This is a genomic window from Streptomyces aquilus, assembly GCF_003955715.1.
GTDB classification, from domain to species: Bacteria; Actinomycetota; Actinomycetes; order Streptomycetales; family Streptomycetaceae; genus Streptomyces; species Streptomyces aquilus.
In genome coordinates this window covers 2961516-2979039 of the sequence record NZ_CP034463.1, presented here as the reverse complement: position 1 = coordinate 2979039, position 17524 = coordinate 2961516, and the positions used below count along the sequence as shown (strand labels likewise).

The 17524-nt window shown below is 69.7% G+C and carries 12 protein-coding genes; 6 read left to right on the top strand and 6 right to left on the bottom strand.

The window, feature by feature from the left end:
• The first annotated feature begins 81 nt into the window (after positions 1-81).
• The 3 genes from EJC51_RS13735 to EJC51_RS13725 all read left to right on the top strand — a co-directional run bounded on the left by EJC51_RS13735 (position 82) and on the right by EJC51_RS13725 (position 7230).
• Positions 82-813: a VIT1/CCC1 transporter family protein gene (locus EJC51_RS13735; RefSeq protein WP_079309644.1), complete on the top strand. Its 732-nt coding sequence runs from the start codon at positions 82-84 to the stop codon at positions 811-813.
• A gap of 371 nt (positions 814-1184) precedes the next feature.
• Positions 1185-5777, top strand: a complete 4593-nt coding sequence (gene gltB / locus EJC51_RS13730; protein ID WP_126271336.1) for a glutamate synthase large subunit — start codon at positions 1185-1187, stop codon at positions 5775-5777.
• Entirely contained in the window at positions 5770-7230 is a 1461-nt protein-coding gene (locus EJC51_RS13725) for a glutamate synthase subunit beta (RefSeq protein WP_126271335.1), read from the top strand. Before gltB ends, EJC51_RS13725 begins: the two co-directional genes overlap by 8 nt.
• A 151-nt stretch (positions 7231-7381) precedes the next feature.
• Here the strand turns inward: EJC51_RS13725 and EJC51_RS13720 are convergent, their stop codons facing one another.
• The 3 genes from EJC51_RS13720 to EJC51_RS13710 form a co-directional block, all read right to left on the bottom strand.
• Positions 7382-8044: a LamG domain-containing protein gene (locus EJC51_RS13720; protein WP_126271334.1), complete on the bottom strand. Its 663-nt coding sequence runs from the start codon at positions 8042-8044 to the stop codon at positions 7382-7384.
• Positions 8041-9252, bottom strand: a complete 1212-nt coding sequence (gene wecB / locus EJC51_RS13715; protein ID WP_126271333.1) for a non-hydrolyzing UDP-N-acetylglucosamine 2-epimerase — start codon at positions 9250-9252, stop codon at positions 8041-8043. The genes EJC51_RS13720 and wecB overlap by 4 nt, the downstream gene beginning before the upstream one ends.
• 125 nt (positions 9253-9377) lie before the next feature.
• Positions 9378-10577: a glycosyltransferase family 2 protein gene (locus EJC51_RS13710; RefSeq protein WP_279631436.1), complete on the bottom strand. Its 1200-nt coding sequence runs from the start codon at positions 10575-10577 to the stop codon at positions 9378-9380.
• A gap of 674 nt (positions 10578-11251) precedes the next feature.
• Between EJC51_RS13710 and EJC51_RS13705 the strand changes: the two genes are divergently transcribed.
• Entirely contained in the window at positions 11252-12961 is a 1710-nt protein-coding gene (locus tag EJC51_RS13705) for a DUF2334 domain-containing protein (RefSeq protein ID WP_244362617.1), read from the top strand.
• Positions 12958-13992 carry a glycoside hydrolase family 113 gene (locus tag EJC51_RS13700; RefSeq protein WP_166682857.1) on the top strand — a complete coding sequence of 345 codons (1035 nt, stop codon included), beginning with the start codon at positions 12958-12960 and terminating at the stop codon, positions 13990-13992. The genes EJC51_RS13705 and EJC51_RS13700 overlap by 4 nt, the downstream gene beginning before the upstream one ends.
• Here the strand turns inward: EJC51_RS13700 and EJC51_RS13695 are convergent.
• Positions 13989-14894 (bottom strand): chitosanase, encoded by a 906-nt coding sequence (locus EJC51_RS13695; protein WP_126271331.1) that lies wholly within the window; start codon positions 14892-14894, stop codon positions 13989-13991. The genes EJC51_RS13700 and EJC51_RS13695 overlap by 4 nt on opposite strands.
• Positions 14891-15814, bottom strand: coding sequence for a rhomboid family intramembrane serine protease (locus tag EJC51_RS13690; RefSeq protein WP_126271330.1), 924 nt, complete (start codon positions 15812-15814; stop codon positions 14891-14893). The genes EJC51_RS13695 and EJC51_RS13690 overlap by 4 nt, the downstream gene beginning before the upstream one ends.
• A gap of 98 nt (positions 15815-15912) precedes the next feature.
• On the opposite strand from EJC51_RS13690, the gene EJC51_RS13685 reads away from it, so the two are divergent.
• Positions 15913-16641, top strand: a complete 729-nt coding sequence (locus EJC51_RS13685; RefSeq protein WP_126276939.1) for a vWA domain-containing protein — start codon at positions 15913-15915, stop codon at positions 16639-16641.
• Here the strand turns inward: EJC51_RS13685 and EJC51_RS13680 are convergent.
• Complete coding sequence (locus EJC51_RS13680; RefSeq protein ID WP_126271329.1) at positions 16622-17476, bottom strand: aldo/keto reductase; 855 nt, start codon at positions 17474-17476, stop codon at positions 16622-16624. The two genes, EJC51_RS13685 and EJC51_RS13680, sit on opposite strands and share 20 nt — an antisense overlap.
• Positions 17477-17524 lie beyond the last annotated feature (48 nt).

The following is a 17524-nucleotide window of genomic DNA, read 5'->3' as shown; positions in this document are numbered from 1 at the left end:
TTTCGCGTCGTACAGTCTGGTTGTCGGTAATTAGAATCTGTCTAAAGTTAGCTTTGGCTTAGCTTCCCTGGGGGACCCCTGATGGCCATCATCGAGACCGAGGCGCCGCTGCACGAGGCGCACCGTGACAACCACACCCATCGCGATGTCAATGGAGGGTGGCTGCGGCCCGCCGTCTTCGGGGCCATGGACGGACTGGTCTCCAACCTCGCGCTGATGACCGGCGTCGCCGGTGGCGCCGTCGGGCAGCAGGCCATCGTGCTCACCGGGCTCGCGGGGCTTGCCGCCGGGGCCTTCTCCATGGCCGCCGGTGAGTACACCTCCGTGGCCTCGCAGCGCGAGCTCGTCGAGGCCGAGCTGGACGTCGAGCGGCGGGAGCTGCGCAAGCATCCGCAGGACGAGGAGGCCGAGCTGGCCGCGCTGTACGAGGCACGGGGGGTCGAGCCGGCGCTCGCGCGGGAGGTCGCCAAGCAGCTGTCGCGTGACCCCGAGCAGGCTCTGGAGATCCACGCACGGGAAGAGCTCGGGATCGATCCCGGCGACCTGCCCTCGCCGCTGGTCGCCGCCGTCTCGTCCTTCGGTGCCTTCGCGCTCGGTGCGCTGCTTCCCGTGCTGCCCTATCTGCTGGGGGCCAGCGCCTTGTGGCCTGCGGTTCTCGTCGCCCTCGTCGGGCTGTTCGGGTGCGGTGCCGTCGTGGCCAAGGTGACGGCGCGGACCTGGTGGTTCAGCGGTCTGCGACAGCTCGCTCTCGGTGGTGCGGCGGCCGGTGTGACGTACGCCCTGGGCAGCTTCTTCGGAACGGCCGTAGGATAGGCCGACCGCTACTTATGCGTTGGGCCGCATAAGTAGCCGTTACTCACTGGTTTCGAACGCTTAACCACTGGGCATGAGCCGTAAGCGCTGTGGGCAATGACGCCTGCCGCGCACCCGCGAGGTGAGCGACGCCGCCTGCCTCGCCCCTGGAGCGACGGACATCGATCTGTCCCGTTCGCTCCCCCCACACTTCAAGCCACGTGCGCGATACCCCTGTCGCCACCGCGTGGCGTCCGCATGTTGGAACGCAGTATCCGGTTCCCGAGAACCACTCCATCATGTAACCTGCACGAAATTTTGCGCACACGCAGAGGGCCAACGTCGTCCCTCGGCACGCAGATATGCCACTTGAGACGACGACGGGAGAGCCGATGCGTACGCCGCGCCAGCCGTCCCAGCATTCCGCGAATGGCCAGAAGTGGTCCTTCATGGATGCTCGCCCTGCTGCGCAGGGTATGTACGACCCCCGCAACGAAAAGGACGCCTGTGGCGTCGGTTTCGTGGCCACCCTCACCGGCGAGGCGAGCCATGCGCTGGTCGAGCAGGCGCTCACCGTTCTGCGCAACCTGGAGCACCGCGGTGCCACCGGCTCCGAGCCCGACTCGGGTGACGGAGCGGGCATCCTGACCCAGGTTCCGGACGCCTTCTTCCGTGAGGTGGCCGGCTTCGAGCTGCCCGAGGCGGGCGCCTACGCCGTCGGTATCGCCTTCCTCCCGGAGGACGGCACCGAGGACGCCGTCTCGCGGATCGAGACGATCGCCGGCGAAGAGGGCCTCACCGTCCTCGGCTGGCGTGAGGTCCCGGTCGCGCCCGAGCTCCTCGGCGCCACCGCCCGGTCGACCATGCCCGCCTTCCGCGAGATCTTCGTCGCCGACGGCGCCGGCTCCGGCATCGAGCTCGACCGCAAGGCCTTCGTGCTGCGCAAGCGCGCCGAGCGCGAGGTCGACGTCTACTTCCCGTCGCTGTCCGCGCGGACCATCGTCTACAAGGGCATGCTGACCACCGGCCAGCTGGAGCCCTTCTTCCCGGACCTGTCCGACCGCCGCTTCGCCTCGGCCATCGCGCTCGTCCACTCGCGCTTCTCCACGAACACCTTCCCGTCGTGGCCGCTCGCGCACCCGTACCGCTTCGTCGCGCACAACGGTGAGATCAACACCGTCAAGGGCAACCGCAACTGGATGGCCGCGCGTGAGTCGCAGCTGGTCTCCGACCTGTTCGGGGACAAGGGGCTGGAGCGGGTCTTCCCGATCTGTACGCCCGACGCCTCCGACTCGGCGTCCTTCGACGAGGTGCTCGAACTCCTGCACCTGGGCGGGCGTTCGCTGCCGCACTCCGTGCTGATGATGATCCCGGAGGCGTGGGAGAACCACGACTCCATGGACCCGGCCCGGCGCGCCTTCTACCAGTTCCACTCCACGATGATGGAGCCCTGGGACGGCCCGGCCTGTGTCACCTTCACCGACGGCACCCAGGTCGGCGCGGTCCTCGACCGCAACGGTCTGCGTCCCGGCCGCTACTGGGTCACCGACGAAGGCCTCGTCGTCCTCGGCTCCGAGGTCGGCGTCCTCGACATCGACCCCGCCAAGGTCGTCCGCAAGGGCCGCCTCCAGCCCGGCAAGATGTTCCTCGTCGACACCGCCGAGCACCGCATCATCGAGGACGACGAGATCAAGGCCGGCCTCGCCGCCGAGAAGCCGTACGCCGACTGGCTGGAAGCCGGCGAGATCGAGCTGTCCGACCTGCCCGAGCGCGAGCACATCGTGCACACGCACGCCTCGGTCACCCGCCGCCAGCAGACCTTCGGCTACACCGAGGAGGAGCTGCGCGTCATCCTGGCGCCGATGGCCAAGGCCGGTGCCGAGCCCATCGGCTCGATGGGCACCGACTCGCCGATCGCCGCGCTGTCCTCGCGCCCGCGCCTGCTCTTCGACTACTTCACCCAGTTGTTCGCGCAGGTCACCAACCCGCCGCTGGACGCGATCCGCGAGGAGCTCGTGACCTCGCTGCGCTCGTCCCTCGGTCCCGCGAGCAACCTGCTGGAGCCGACGGCCGCTTCCTGCCGTAGCGTCACCCTGCCCTTCCCGGTGATCGACAACGACGAGCTGGCCAAGCTCATCCACATCAACGCCGACGGCGACATGCCCGGCTTCAAGGCCGCGACGCTCTCCGGTCTGTACCGGGTCTCCGGCGGCGGCGACGCCCTCGCCGCGCGCATCGACGAGATCTGCGCCGAGGCCGACGCGGCCATCGAGAACGGCGCCCGGCTGATCGTCCTGTCGGACCGCCACTCCGACGCCGAGCACGCGCCGATCCCGTCGCTGCTGCTCACCGCGGCCGTCCACCACCACCTCATCCGCACCAAGCAGCGCACCCAGGTGGGCCTGCTGGTCGAGGCCGGTGACGTCCGCGAGGTCCACCACGTCGCCCTGCTGATCGGCTTCGGCGCCGCGGCCGTCAACCCCTACCTGGCGATGGAGTCCGTCGAGGACCTCGTCCGCGCGGGCACCTTCCTCTCGGACATCGAGCCCGAGCAGGCCATCCGCAACCTGATCTACGCCCTGGGCAAGGGTGTTCTGAAGGTCATGTCGAAGATGGGCATCTCGACCGTCGCCTCCTACCGCGGCGCCCAGGTCTTCGAGGCCGTCGGCCTGGAGGAGACCTTCGTCGAGAAGTACTTCAACGGCACCGCCTCCAAGATCGGCGGCGTCGGCATCGACGTCATCGCCAAGGAGGTCGCCGCCCGGCACGCCAAGGCGTACCCCGCCTCCGGCATCGCTCCCGCGCACCGCGCGCTGGACATAGGCGGCGAGTACCAGTGGCGCCGTGAGGGCGAGCCGCACCTGTTCGACCCGGAGACGGTCTTCCGCCTCCAGCACTCGACGCGCAGCGGCCGCTACGACATCTTCAAGAAGTACACGGACCGCGTGAACGAGCAGTCCGAGCGGCTGATGACGCTCCGCGGGCTCTTCGGCTTCAAGTCGGACCGTCCGTCGATCTCCGTCGACGAGGTCGAGCCGGTGAGCGAGATCGTCAAGCGGTTCTCCACCGGCGCCATGTCCTACGGCTCCATCTCGCGCGAGGCCCACGAGACCCTCGCCATCGCCATGAACCAGCTGGGCGGCAAGTCCAACACCGGTGAGGGCGGCGAGGACCCGGACCGCCTGTACGACCCGGCGCGCCGGTCGTCCATCAAGCAGGTCGCCTCCGGCCGCTTCGGTGTGACCTCCGAGTACCTGGTCAACGCGGACGACATCCAGATCAAGATGGCCCAGGGCGCCAAGCCCGGTGAGGGCGGTCAGCTGCCCGGCCACAAGGTCTACCCGTGGGTCGCCAAGACGCGTCACTCGACGCCGGGCGTGGGCCTCATCTCCCCGCCGCCGCACCACGACATCTACTCCATCGAGGACCTGGCCCAGCTGATCCACGACCTGAAGAACGCGAACCCGCAGGCGCGGATTCACGTGAAGCTGGTCTCGGAGGTCGGCGTCGGCACGGTCGCGGCCGGTGTGTCGAAGGCCCACGCGGACGTCGTCCTGATCTCGGGTCACGACGGCGGTACGGGCGCCTCGCCGCTGACGTCGCTCAAGCACGCCGGCGGTCCCTGGGAGCTCGGCCTCGCCGAGACCCAGCAGACCCTGCTGCTCAACGGCCTGCGCGACCGCATCGTCGTGCAGACCGACGGCCAGCTCAAGACCGGCCGTGACGTCGTCATCGCCGCGCTGCTCGGCGCCGAGGAGTTCGGTTTCGCGACCGCGCCGCTCGTCGTCTCCGGCTGCGTCATGATGCGCGTCTGCCACCTGGACACCTGCCCGGTCGGCATCGCCACCCAGAACCCGACGCTCCGCGACCGGTTCACCGGCAAGGCCGAGTACGTCGTGAACTTCTTCAAGTTCATCGCCGAAGAGGTCCGTGAGATCCTCGCCGAGCTGGGCTTCCGCTCCATCGAGGAGGCCGTCGGCCACGCCGAGACCCTCGACGTGACCCGCGCGGTCGACCACTGGAAGGCGCAGGGCCTGGACCTGTCCCCGCTCTTCTACGTGCCCGAGCTGCCCGAGGGCGCCCCGCTGCACCAGGTCATCGAGCAGGACCACGGCCTGGAGAAGGCGCTCGACAACGAGCTCATCAAGCTCGCCGCCGACGCCCTGGCCGCCGACTCGGCGACCGACGCCCAGCCGGTGCGCGCCCAGGTCGCCATCCGCAACATCAACCGCACGGTCGGCACCATGCTCGGCCACGAGGTGACGAAGAAGTTCGGTGGCGCGGGCCTGCCCGACGACACCATCGACATCACCTTCACCGGCTCCGCGGGCCAGTCCTTCGGCGCCTTCCTCCCGCGCGGCATCACGCTGCGCCTGGAGGGCGACGCCAACGACTACGTCGGCAAGGGCCTCTCCGGCGGCCGGGTGATCGTCCGTCCCGACCGGGGCGCCGACCACCTCGCCGAGTACTCGACGATCGCGGGCAACACGATCGCGTACGGCGCGACCGGCGGCGAGCTCTTCCTGCGCGGCCGTACCGGCGAGCGGTTCTGCGTCCGCAACTCCGGTGCCCTGGTGGTCTCGGAGGGCGTGGGCGACCACGGCTGCGAGTACATGACCGGCGGGCACGCGGTGGTCCTCGGCCCGACGGGCCGCAACTTCGCGGCCGGCATGTCCGGTGGCGTCGCGTACGTCATCGACCTCGACCGGGACAACGTCAACGTCGGCAACGTGGACGCCGTGGAGGCGCTGGACGACAGCGACAAGCAGTGGCTGCACGACGTGGTGCGCCGCCACGCCGAGGACACCGGCTCGACGGTGGCCGAGAAGCTGCTCGTCGACTGGGACGCGTCCGTGGAGCGCTTCAGCAAGATCATCCCCAGCACGTACAAGGCAGTGCTCGCCGCCAAGGTCGCCGCCGAGCAGGCCGGTCTCTCCGAGACCGAGATCACCGAGAAGATGATGGAGGCGGCGATCAATGGCTGACCCGAAGGGCTTCCTGAACCACGGCCGTGAGGTCGCCAAGTCCCGCCCCGTCGACGTCCGGCTGAAGGACTGGAACGAGGTCTACGTCCCCGGCTCCCTGCTGCCGATCATCAGCAAGCAGGCCAGCCGCTGCATGGACTGCGGCATCCCGTTCTGTCACAACGGCTGTCCGCTGGGGAACCTCATCCCCGAGTGGAACGACTACGCCTACCGCGAGGACTGGGCCGCCGCCAGCGAGCGGCTGCACGCGACCAACAACTTCCCGGAGTTCACCGGTCGCCTCTGCCCCGCGCCCTGCGAGGCGGCGTGCGTGCTCGGCATCAACCAGCCGCCGGTCACCATCAAGAACGTCGAGGTCTCGATCATCGACAAGGCGTGGGACACCGGTGACGTCGCGCCGCAGATCCCCGAGCGCCTGTCCGGCAAGACCGTCGCCGTCATCGGCTCAGGGCCGGCCGGCCTCGCCGCCGCGCAGCAGCTCACCCGGGCCGGTCACACGGTCGCCGTGTACGAGCGCGCGGACCGCATCGGTGGTCTCCTCCGGTACGGCATCCCCGAGTTCAAGATGGAGAAGCGGCACATCAACCGCCGCATCGAGCAGATGCGCGCGGAGGGCACCCGCTTCCGCACCGGCATCGAGATCGGCCGCGACCTCAAGGCGACCGACCTGAAGAAGCGGTACGACGCCGTCGTCATCGCCGCCGGTGCGACCACCGCGCGTGACCTGCCGGTCCCGGGCCGCGAGCTCAAGGGCATCTACCAGGCCATGGAGTACCTGCCCCTGGCCAACAAGGTGCAGGAGGGTGACTACGTCACCGCCCCGATCTCCGCCGAGGGCAAGCACGTCGTGGTCATCGGCGGCGGCGACACCGGCGCCGACTGCGTGGGCACCGCCCACCGCCAGGGCGCGGCCTCGGTCACGCAGCTGGAGATCATGCCCCGCCCGGGCGACGAGCGGAACGCCGGCCAGCCCTGGCCGACCTTCCCGATGCTCTACAAGGTCACGTCCGCGCACGAGGAGGGCGGTGAGCGGGTCTACTCCGTCTCCACCACCCACTTCGAGGGCGACGAGGACGGCAACGTCCAGTGGCTGCACCTCACCGAGGTGGAGTTCATCGACGGCAAGCTGACCCCGAAGCCGGGCACGGAGCGCAAGATCCCCGCCCAGCTGGTGACGCTGGCCATGGGCTTCACCGGCACCGACCGGGAGAACGGCCTGGTCGACCAGTTCGGCCTGGAGCTCGACGAGCGCGGCAACATCGCCCGCGACGCCGACTTCCAGACCAACGTGCCCGGTGTCTTCGTCGCCGGTGACGCGGGCCGCGGCCAGTCGCTCATCGTGTGGGCGATCGCGGAGGGCCGCTCGGCCGCCCGCGGCACCGACCGGTTCCTGACCGGCACCAGCGACCTGCCGGCGCCGATCCGCCCGACGGACCGCGCGCTGATGGTCTGACGGTCCCTCAAAAGACGTCCCGTACAACGGCGTACGGAACGCTGACGGCGCCTGCCCATCTCGTCCCCGACCGGACGATGGGGAGGCGCCGTCGCCTCTTTCAGCCGGAGGGCGCGTGCAGTCGGAGGGCGCCTTCCCGTCGGCGGGCGTTTCAGCCGGAAGACGCCTCCAGGCCCTCGAACTCCACCGTCGCGTCCTCCGAGTAGGCGCCCACCCGCCCCTCGTCGTACGGCAGTTCGGCGTCCGTGAACTTCACCAGCGGGGTGCCGTCGACCGCCACGGACAGCGCCGCCCCGCGCTGTTCGACCCGCACGTCGTACCAAGGACCCACCGGGTACTGGGTCCGTCCCGTCGCCAGGAAGCGCTGGCCGCCCGGGTAGGCGGGGTCGCGCTTGCCGAGCTCCCAGCCGTTCGGCTTGAGGGTGATGTAGTAGAAGTGCTCCGGGTCGGTGTACGCCCAGACCAGCCACGGCACTTCCCACGGGTTCGGCTTCGGTGAGCGCAGCTGCTTCACCGTCCGCATCCGGGCCTCGTAGCGCACGTCCGTGTAGACGGCCGTGCTCACCACCAGACCGGCGTGGGTGGTGCCCGGGTCCTCGGCGGCCATGGGGGAGAGGGTGAGCGAGGAGTCGTCGCCGTGGTTGGTGCCCATGCCGTTGAACACCGACAGCCAGCGGCCGTGCGTGGTGCCGTCGATCCAGGGCTTGGGGGGCGGGGAGTCGTCGCCCTGGCACTGGCTCACGGTGATCGCGACGATCGCGGCCAGGGCGAGAGCCAGCGCCAGTCCGATGAGGCGACGACCCCTGAGTGTCATGCCGTCGAGTATGGCCCGGATGTCGTCAGGCCGACCGGGACATCGGCGGCGAAGTCCTCGGCCAGCTGACCCAGGATGCGGCGCGCGGCCTCGCCGTCGCCGAAGGGATTGCCCGCGGTCGCCATCCGCCGGTACTCCACCGGGTCGTCCAGGAGCCGTTCCGCCCAGGTGACGATGGCGTCCGGGTCCGTGCCGATCAGCCGGGCCGCGCCCGCCTCCACCGCCTCGGGCCGCTCGGTCGTCGTCCGCAGCACCAGCGAGGGCTTGGCGAGGCTCGGGGCCTCCTCCTGGATGCCGCCGGAGTCGGTGAGCACGAGGTCGCACTCGGCCAGCGTCGCCGCGAAGTCCAGGTAGTCGAGCGGCTCGACGAGCTTGACGCCCCGCTGGCCGTCGAGTTCGGGCAGCAGCGCGTCCCGTACGGCCGGACTCTTGTGCAGCGGCAGCACGATCTCCACGTCCCCGCGCCGGGCGAGCCGGGTCAGCGCCCGCCCCATGCCGCGCATCCGCTCGCCCTGGTTCTCCCGGCGGTGCAGGGTGACCAGGATGCGCTTGGGGCCTGCCCGGCGGATCATGTCGCCGTCGCGGGCCGGGCAGGCGTTGTCGTCGGTGCCGAACGCGGAGGTGCCGCTGCCCTCGGCCAGCACCCACAGCAGGTTGTCGATGACGGTGTTGCCGGTGATGAACACCTGCTCGTCCGGGACGCCCTCGTCGGTCAGATGCCGGGCGGCGGCCGGGGTCGGGGCGAAGTGCCAGCGGGCGATCCGGCCGATGAGGCTGCGGTTGAGCTCCTCCGGGAACGGGTTGTCGATGACACCGGTGCGCAGGCCCGCCTCGACATGGGCGACCGGGATCTTCTCGTAGAAGGCGGCCAGGGCACCCGCCAGCGCGGTGGTGGTGTCCCCCTGCACCACCACCAGGTCCGGCCGCTGCTCCCGCAGCACCGTGCCGAGCTCCCGGACCAGCCGGGCGGTCAGATCGGAGAGCTGCTGCCGGGTGCGCATCACGTCGAGGGCGATGCGGACGTCGACGCCCAGCATGCCGAGCATCTGGTGGAGCATCTCGCGGTGCTGGCCGGTGGTGACGACGATCGGCTCGAACTGCGGGCCGGCGGCCATCGCCCGCGCCACGGGCGCCAGTTTGATCGCTTCCGGCCGGGTGCCGAGCACCAGCATGGCGTGCACGGGCATGGTTGTCGGAGGTGTGGACATGGGTGCCCCCCTTGGGCATGCGTGATCGGCGCAGCGATCACGTGAGGGTGATGAGAGGTGAGGCGAGGACCCGCGCGGGGACCCGGCGCGGCCTGAATGTCCTCAGTGGAGCGGTACGGATGTCGTCAGGTGCGTGCCGTCTTGAGCCAGCCGCGCTGGCCGGTGAGCATCCGCCAGAAGCCCCACCAGCCGGCCGCGAACCAGATGTAGCCGTAGAAGACGAAGACATGGGCGAGCAGGACCGAGCGGACCAGGCCCAGCTCCCGTTCCCGCTTGGCGTACACGTAGCCGTACGCGTAGGCGGCCGTGAACGACAGCAGATACGGGCCGAGCAGCCACATGGGCGAGACCAGCGGATGGCCGACCTGGACGGAGGCCACGACGGTGGCGCCGAAGGCGACGAGGAAGGACAGCGGCAGCAGCGAGGTGAGCAGGATCAGCACCGGGCTGGAGAGGTGGTACAGCAGGTCGACCGCGGCCTTCGTGGGGACGTCCCTGAGGATGAGCGGGACGAGTCCGGCCGACTGCAAATGACCCTGGAACCAGCGGGATCGCTGGCGGATCAGGCGCCGCAGGCTGAGCACGGCCTGCTGGGAGACCGCGGCGGTGGTGCAGTGCTGGTTGGTCCAGCCCTTGGCGATCAGCCGCACGCCGAGGTCGAGGTCCTCGGTGAGGCTGTCGCTCCACGGGCCGTCGCCGTCCAGGGTGTCGAGCGCCGACAGCCGCATGAACTGGCCGTTGCCGCCCATGCCGACGCTGCCGATGTAGCGGCGGGCGCTCTGGAAGACGTCGCCGTAGACGACGAACTCCATGTCCTGCATGCGGGCGAGCAGCCCGAGGTGCCGGTTGTACATGCGGACGCAGACCTGTACCGCGCCCGTCCTCGGGTCGTCGAAGTACGGGTCGACCGACTGCACGACATGCGGATCGAGCCGTCCGTCGGCGTCGACCACGCACAGGACCACGTCCGCCGGATCGTGGCCGCCGAGCAGGCCGGACGCGCGCAGGTGCCGGACCCCGTCGTTGAGGGCGGCGCCCTTGCCCTTGCGGCAGTTCGGCGGGGTACGCCGGTGCACATGGACCAGGCTCGGATCGGCGGCCCGGGCGACCTGGAAGGTGCGGTCGTCCGAGCCGTCGTCGATGACCAGCGCCATGAAATTCCGGGCGGGCAGCGAAGTGATCCGCTCCAGGCTTTCAGAAAGCACTTTCTCCTCGTTCAGACAGGCGAGGAGAAATACGTAGAACCGGTCTCTCCGGTCGGTTCGGGAACGGCGAATTCTGCGCCTCGACAACAGAAAGAGACTCGTGTTGTAGCACCCGGCCATAATGATCAGAGTGATGCTCGACCACAGGAGCAGTTCAGTGATCATGGCTGCCCCCGGCGCCGACCTGCATCCTTTCGTCGGCCCGCGTTCTTTGTGCCTGGCGGCGCAGTCGTGCCCGGGCCAGCAATATCAGACAGGCCGTCAAACAATAGAACAGAAATCCGGCCCCCGCCGTCGCCTGTAGCGCTTTGGCCAAAGGTAGCCCCGGTACAGCTTCTGGCGCGGCCATCGCCCCTGCCAGGGGCAGCAGAGCCCCCAGGGCGGGTCGTCCGTACATTGTCCCCCCACATTTCACAGCGCGTCCCCATCGCGCCGAGGTGAACGTAGCAGACGCCGAGGGCGGGTCAGAAGACTATTCGGAAAAAGGACAAGTCCGATCTTCCGGTAGGGTCACCTGGCGCTCAGGAATTCACCCTTCGATCCATTGACACCGTTCATGCCGGTCAGAAGAATCGGTGACTTCCTATTGGGAAAAACCTTTGCCAAGACAAGGCAAAGTGGGGGGAATGATCGTGAGACCGTTGATCCGTCCTCGGCGACGAGGAATCTCGAAGTTTTCCGTGCTCCTGCTGCTGATCGCCGCCCTGTTGAGCGGCACTTTCCTGGCCGCCGGCGCCCAGGCCGCACCAAAAGGTCATGGACATGGCCATGAAAACGTCGGCGGGAAATCCGGAATGAATCGCGTCGACCTCAAAGGCTGGGCGAAGGCCCAGCTCAAGGCCGACGACGCCCGCCACGACAAGGCCCGTGCGAAGACCTCCGCGACCACGCTGTCGACCACCGCGGTCTTCCCGGCCCGCACCGCCACGACCGTGACCCGCCAGGCCGCCCTGCTCCGGGCCGCCGACGCCGAGGTCGCCGCCGCGGCCGACCCGAGCACCCTCGTGCTCTACGACACGGCGGGCCCCTACGGGCAGTTGGGCGAGCTGTACGCCATGGCCGCGGCCAACCTCGCGGGCCATTTCGGCACCGTGACCGCCAAGCCGGTCCAGCAGTACACGGCCGGTCTGGTCGACACGTACACGGCCGTGATCTACATCGGCTCGACCTACTACTGCTGCGACGTCCCGGACGCCATCCCGGCCGCCTTCTACCAGGACGCCGCCACCACGACCAAGCCCGTGCTGTGGATGGGTGCCAACATCTGGAACATGGCGAACTCGGTGGGCGTAGCCCAGTTCACGCAGAAGTACGGCTGGGACCCGACGACGTCGTACTACGAGGACGGCGGATCGATCGGCACCGTGACGCAGGTGGCGTACAAGAACCAGGCCCTGACCCGGAAGATCCCGGCGGGCCAGGACGGCGGCGTGCTGCGCCCCAACGTCCTCACCGGCCCCGGCTACCCCGCCGTCACCCGGCTCGCGGAGGGCCTCGACACCTCCAACGGGCACACCTTCGGATGGGCGGTCCGCTCCTCCAACCTCACCTACATCGGTGAGATCCCGTTCGCGTACGTCTCCGAGAGCGACCGGATCATCGCCCTGGAGGACCTCCTCTTCGACGCCCTCGCGCCGGCCACCGCCGAACGGCACCGCGCGCTGCTGCGCCTGGAGGACATCAGCCCCGACTCGGACCCGGCCGAGCTGCGCGCGACGGCCGACTACCTCAAGTCGCAGAACATCCCGTACGGCATCAACGTGATCCCGGTCTACAAGGACCCCAACGGCACCTACAACAACGGCGTCCCGCAGACGATCACGCTCGCCCAGCGGCCGCAGGTCGTCAGCGCCCTGAAGTACATGCTGGCCAGGGGCGCGGTCCTGATGGACCACGGCTACACGCACCAGTACGGCAATGTCGCCAACCCCTACAACGGCGTCACCGGCGACGACTTCGAGTTCTACCGGGCGCACGTCGACGCCTCGGACAACGTCGTCTACGACGGCCCCGTCGCCGAGGACTCCACCGTCTGGGCGCAGGGCAGGGTGACCAGCGCGCTGGCCGCGTTCGCCGCCGTCGGACTGCCGAAGCCGACGCTGTGGACCACCCCGCACTACGCGGGTTCGGCCACCGACTACAAGGCCATCAGCGCCAACTTCGCGGCCCGCCTGGAGCGTTCGCTGTACTTCTCCGGAACGCTCAGCGGCAACTCCGCCGGACCCAACGTGTTCATCGGCCAGTTCTTCCCGTACGTCGTGAAGGACGTCTACGGCACCAAGGTGCTGCCCGAGAACATCGGCAACTACGAACCGGACGCCTTCAACAACCACCCGCCGAGGCTGCCGGCCGACCTGATCGCCTCGGCCAAGGCCAACCTGGCCGTCCGGGACGGGTTCGCCAGCTTCTTCTACCACCCGTACTACCCGACCCAGCCGCTCAAGGACACGGTCGACGGCATCAAGGCCCTGGGCTACACCTTCGTCAGCCCGACGAGCCTGTGAGGCGGACCACCGCCAGGAGGAGGGTCGTCGCCGCGGCAGCGGCGGCGGCCCTCCTCGCCGCCGCGGGCTGCACCACCACCGGCGCCTCCGACGACAGGAAACCGGCGGCGCCCCTGCGCGGCATCACCCTGCCCTCCTGGTACCGCACCGACTACGACAGCCCCGCCGCCCCCCGCTACCTCCAGGACATCAAGGCCACCGGCGCCCGCTGGGTCACCTTCACCCCCACCTGGTACCAGCGGCACCGAAGCGACACGGAGATGCACCGCACCGAGGAGACCGCGAGCGACGCGAGCCTGCGCCGGATCGTGCGCCGTGCGCATCGGCTCGGCCTCCAGGTGATGCTCAAGCCGCACGTGGACCTGCCCGGCGACGGCGACCGCGCCGAGATCCGCCCCCGCGACCGGGCCGCCTGGTTCACCTCGTACCGCCGCTTCATCACCCACTACGCCGACCTCGCGGCGGACACCGGCGTCGAGCAGTTCGCGGTCGGCACCGAACTCGCCGGGGTCTCCGGCGACCGCGAGGCGTGGACCCGCGTCATCGCGGCGGTCCGCGACCGCTACGACGGCACCCTCACCTACGCCGCCAACTACGACGAGTACGCCAAGGTCCGCTTCTGGACGCGGCTCGACCTCATCGGCATCGACGCCTACTGGCCGCTCGCGGAGAAGCCCACCACCGACGTCGGTCGACTGCGCCGCGCCTGGCAGCCGATCACCGAGGAACTCGCCGCGTTCGCCGAACGGTACGACCGGCGGGTGCTGTTCACCGAGGCCGGGTACGTCAGCCAGCGGGGCGCGACCACCGCGCCGTACGCCTGGGACCTCAGCGACCACACCGGCGACGCCGAACAGGCCGCCGCCTACCGGGCGTTGCTGGAGACGTTCACCGGGCGCCGCTGGTGGGCCGGGGTCTGCTGGTGGATGTGGGACGACTGGCCGGACAGCGGCGAGACACCGGCGAAGCTGGCGTATTCGCCGCACGGGAAACCGGCGGAAGCGGTGCTGCGCGAGGAGTGGGGTACCTAGCGCACCTTGTACGTCTCCCCGTACACCGCCCACGTCAACGGCGTCTCCAGCTCCAGCTTGCCCTCGCGCAGGAAGCGGCGTTGGGCGGTGTCGACGCGGGTGGTGTCGATGTCCGCCTTGCGGGTCCGCATCGCGGCCTTGCGGACGTCGAGGAAGGCGCTCAGGTAGGCCTCCTCGGAGCCGCCCTCGGAGGGCAGGTCGGCCTTCTTCATGGCGGCCTCGCGCAGGCCGTAGAAGCTGGTGGCGTTGGTGCCGGGGCCGTGGAAGACCATGGCGTCGTAGTAGATGAACTGGCCCAGCGCGCCCAGGCCGTCGAGCTTGGCGAGGCGGACCGCGGGGTCGAAGTAGACGCGGTCGCGCTCGGCGTCCTGCGCCTCGCGGAACGCCTCGACCTTCGCCTCCGCCTTCCACGCCGCGGTGAAACCGGGGTCCAGGCCCTCGTGCGAGTCCGAGCCGTCGACCTCGCGCAGGGCGGGGAGGTAGCGGGCGAGGCCGTTGTCCGGGTGGTCCTTCGTGTAGCGCTCGACCAGGGTGAGCAGGTCGTGGGTGCCGGTGCAGAAGCCGATGATGCCGGCCGTGTAGCCCTGCCCGTCGCCGATGTCCTCGATGTAGGCGTAGGCGGTGCGCCAGTCGAGGGTGGAGTTCTCGGCGCTGGCCACGATCTGCTGGGCCAGCTCCTTCTTGGCGGGGGCCGTGAGGCCCGGCGGGAGGGCGGCGATGGCCTGGTCGTCGGCCGAACGTTTCCCCTCGGCCCGGCCCCTGGCCGCCTCACCGTCCTCGCCGACCACCGACCGCGAGGTGGTGTCGGGCTCCTCGGACGAGTCCGAGGGGGACAGGAAGAAGACCCCCGCCGCGATGACGACGGGCACGGCCGCGAGCAGGGGCACACCGATACGTCTCACCGGGTCAACTCCGAGACGCGCACGAGCGTCAGGACCACGAACAGCGCCAGCAGCGCCAGACAGGCGGCCGCCTGGATCAGATCGCGCCGCGGCCCCCGGGGAGCGTACGCGTAGGCGAACGCGACCGCGCAGCCCGTGAGCAGCCCGCCGAGGTGGCCCTCCCAGGACGTGACCCAGGCCGAGCCGACCAGCCAGACCAGCATGTACGCCATGAAGCGGTTCACGCCGCTCATGTTCGAGCCCGCGCGGCGGGCCAGCACGTAGTAGGCCCCCGCGAGGCCGAAGACCGCGCCCGACGCGCCCAGCGACTCCGTGCCGGTGTCGGCGAGCAGCGCCTCGGCGACGGAACCGCCGACCGTCGCGAGGAGGTACAACGCCAGGTAACGGACCCGGCCCAGCGCCGGTTCCACGACCCGGCCCAGCTGCCACAGCGCGAGCATGTTCAGCACGATGTGCAGCAGCCCGAAGGTGCCCTCGGTCGGCTCCTGGTGCAGGAAGCCGCTGGTGAGCAGGCGTTCCCACTGTCCGGCCACCAGGCCCTCGGCGTGGAAGTCGGACGGGTAGAGGGACTGGTAGACGTAGTGGCCGCCGTCCGGGCCGATGAGGCCCGCGGTGAGCATCGCGAAACGGTCGACGATCGCCGGGCGGACCACCTCGCCGACGTACGCGAGCACGTTGAGCCCGATCAGTACGTACGTCACCAGCGGCACCGCCGACACCCGCCCGCCGACGATCGTGCGGGCCTGCCGTACCGACTTCGCGCCCTCCTTCACGCACTCCACGCAGTGGTGGCCGACCGCCGCCTCGCGCATGCAGTCCGGGCATATGTACCGGTCACAGCGGGTGCAGCGGACATGGGACTCCACCTTGGGATGGCGGAAGCAGGTGGTGACGGCGGACTCGGTGGCGTCGGGTTCCACGGCCGGCTCCTCGGGAGATGGGACGATCTGTGAGCCGGTGGGGACGGCGGCGATCAAAATAGCCAATGCCCGTGAACAGAGAGACGGTGGGGGAACGAATGGCGGCGATCAGCCTCAGCAAGGTCGAGGAGAAGGCGCCCGCGCTGGTGAGCCTGTACAAGAGCGCCGGGGTCTCGCTGAGCAAGCACGGCCTGGACGGCCTGCGGGCCGCCGTCTACCTCGTCGTCGACTACTCCGGGTCGATGAAGCCGTACTACCAGGACGGCAGTGTGCAGGCGCTCGCCGACCGGGTGCTGGGGCTGTCCGCGCACCTCGACGACGACGGCCGTGTCCCGGTCGTCTTCTTCTCGACGGACGTCGACGCCGAGACCGAGATCGCCCTCGCCGACCATGAGGGGCGCATCGACCGGATCGTGGCCGGGCTCGGTCACATGGGCAAGACCAGCTACCACCTGGCGATGGACGCGGTCATCGACCACTACCTCGACAGCGGCTCCCGGGAACCCGCCCTCGTCGTCTTCCAGACCGACGGCGGCCCGATCAACAAGCTCGCCGCGGAACGGTACTTGTGCAAGGCGGCCCGGCTGCCGCTGTTCTGGCAGTTCATCGGCTTCGGGGACGCGAGGAGCAAGCAGTTCGACTATCTCCGCAAGCTCGACGAGCTGTCCGTCCCGGACAAGCGGGTCGTCGACAACGCCGGGTTCTTCCACGCCGGTGCGGAGCCGCGGAAGGTGTCCGACGCCGAGCTGTACGACCAGCTGGTCGGCGAGTTCCCGAAGTGGCTGGTGGCCGCCCGGGCGCAGGGCATCATTCCGCCAGGCGCTTGAACTGAGCCTCGGTGAGGGCGAGTTCGAGGGCACCGGCGTTCTCGGCCAGGTGGGCCGGTGACGAGGTCCCCGGGATGGGGAGCACGTTGGGGGCGCGGTGCAGCAGCCAGGCCAGCGCGGTCTGCGAGGGCGTCGCGCCCAGTTCCGCGGCGACCTCGGACAGTGCCTCCTGCTCGCCCCCGCTGACCGGGAAGTACGGCACGAAGGCGATCCCGCGCTCCGCGGTGTGGTCGATCACCGGGTCGTGGCCGCGCTCGGCCAGGTTGTACACGTTCTGCACGCTCGCGATCGGCGCGATGCGCGCGGCCTCCTCGATCTCCTCGACGGACACCTCGGAGAGCCCGATGTGCCGTACCTTGCCCTCCTCCTGGAGCTGCCCGAGCGCGCCGATCTGGTCGGCGAGGGGATAGGCGGGGTCGACGCGGTGCAGGTACAGCAGGTCGAGGCGGTCGGTGCGCAGCCGGCGCAGGCTCAGCTCGGCCTGCTGGCGCAGATAGCCGGGGTGGCCGTGGGGGATCCACTCGGCGGGGCTCGGGCGCAGGACGCCCACCTTCGTCGCGATCACGACGTCGTCGCGGTGCGGCTGGAGGGCTTCGGCGAGCAACTCCTCGTTCGCGCCGAGGGCGTAGGCGTCGGCGGTGTCGAAGAGGTTCACGCCGAGATCAACGGCCTTGCGCAGCAGGGCGATCGACTCCGCGCGGTCGGTGGGGGCGGTCCAGATGGGGGCCGTCATGCCGGAACGCTCGTGCGGGGCGTTCGCCAGCCGCATCGCGCCGTAGCCGATCCGCCGTACCGCGAGGTCGCCGCCGAGCCGGAATACCTGGGTGTTCGTCATGGCTGCGACGCTATGAGCTCACATGGATGTGAGGTTCAAGGGCCTGTG

Bases quoted from the DNA above. Each gene is read 5' to 3' on its own strand.
- EJC51_RS13720 (WP_126271334.1), bottom strand. From the start codon at position 8,044: ATGACACTCAGGGGTCGTCGCCTCATCGGACTGGCGCTGGCTCTCGCC.
- gltB (WP_126271336.1), top strand. From the start codon at position 1,185: ATGCGTACGCCGCGCCAGCCGTCCCAGCATTCCGCGAATGGCCAGAAG.
- EJC51_RS13705 (WP_244362617.1), top strand. From the start codon at position 11,252: ATGAATCGCGTCGACCTCAAAGGCTGGGCGAAGGCCCAGCTCAAGGCC.
- wecB (WP_126271333.1), bottom strand. From the start codon at position 9,252: ATGTCCACACCTCCGACAACCATGCCCGTGCACGCCATGCTGGTGCTC.
- EJC51_RS13685 (WP_126276939.1), top strand. From the start codon at position 15,913: ATGGCGGCGATCAGCCTCAGCAAGGTCGAGGAGAAGGCGCCCGCGCTG.
- EJC51_RS13710 (WP_279631436.1), bottom strand. From the start codon at position 10,577: ATGGCCGGGTGCTACAACACGAGTCTCTTTCTGTTGTCGAGGCGCAGA.
- EJC51_RS13725 (WP_126271335.1), top strand. From the start codon at position 5,770: ATGGCTGACCCGAAGGGCTTCCTGAACCACGGCCGTGAGGTCGCCAAG.
- EJC51_RS13735 (WP_079309644.1), top strand. From the start codon at position 82: ATGGCCATCATCGAGACCGAGGCGCCGCTGCACGAGGCGCACCGTGAC.
- EJC51_RS13680 (WP_126271329.1), bottom strand. From the start codon at position 17,476: ATGACGAACACCCAGGTATTCCGGCTCGGCGGCGACCTCGCGGTACGG.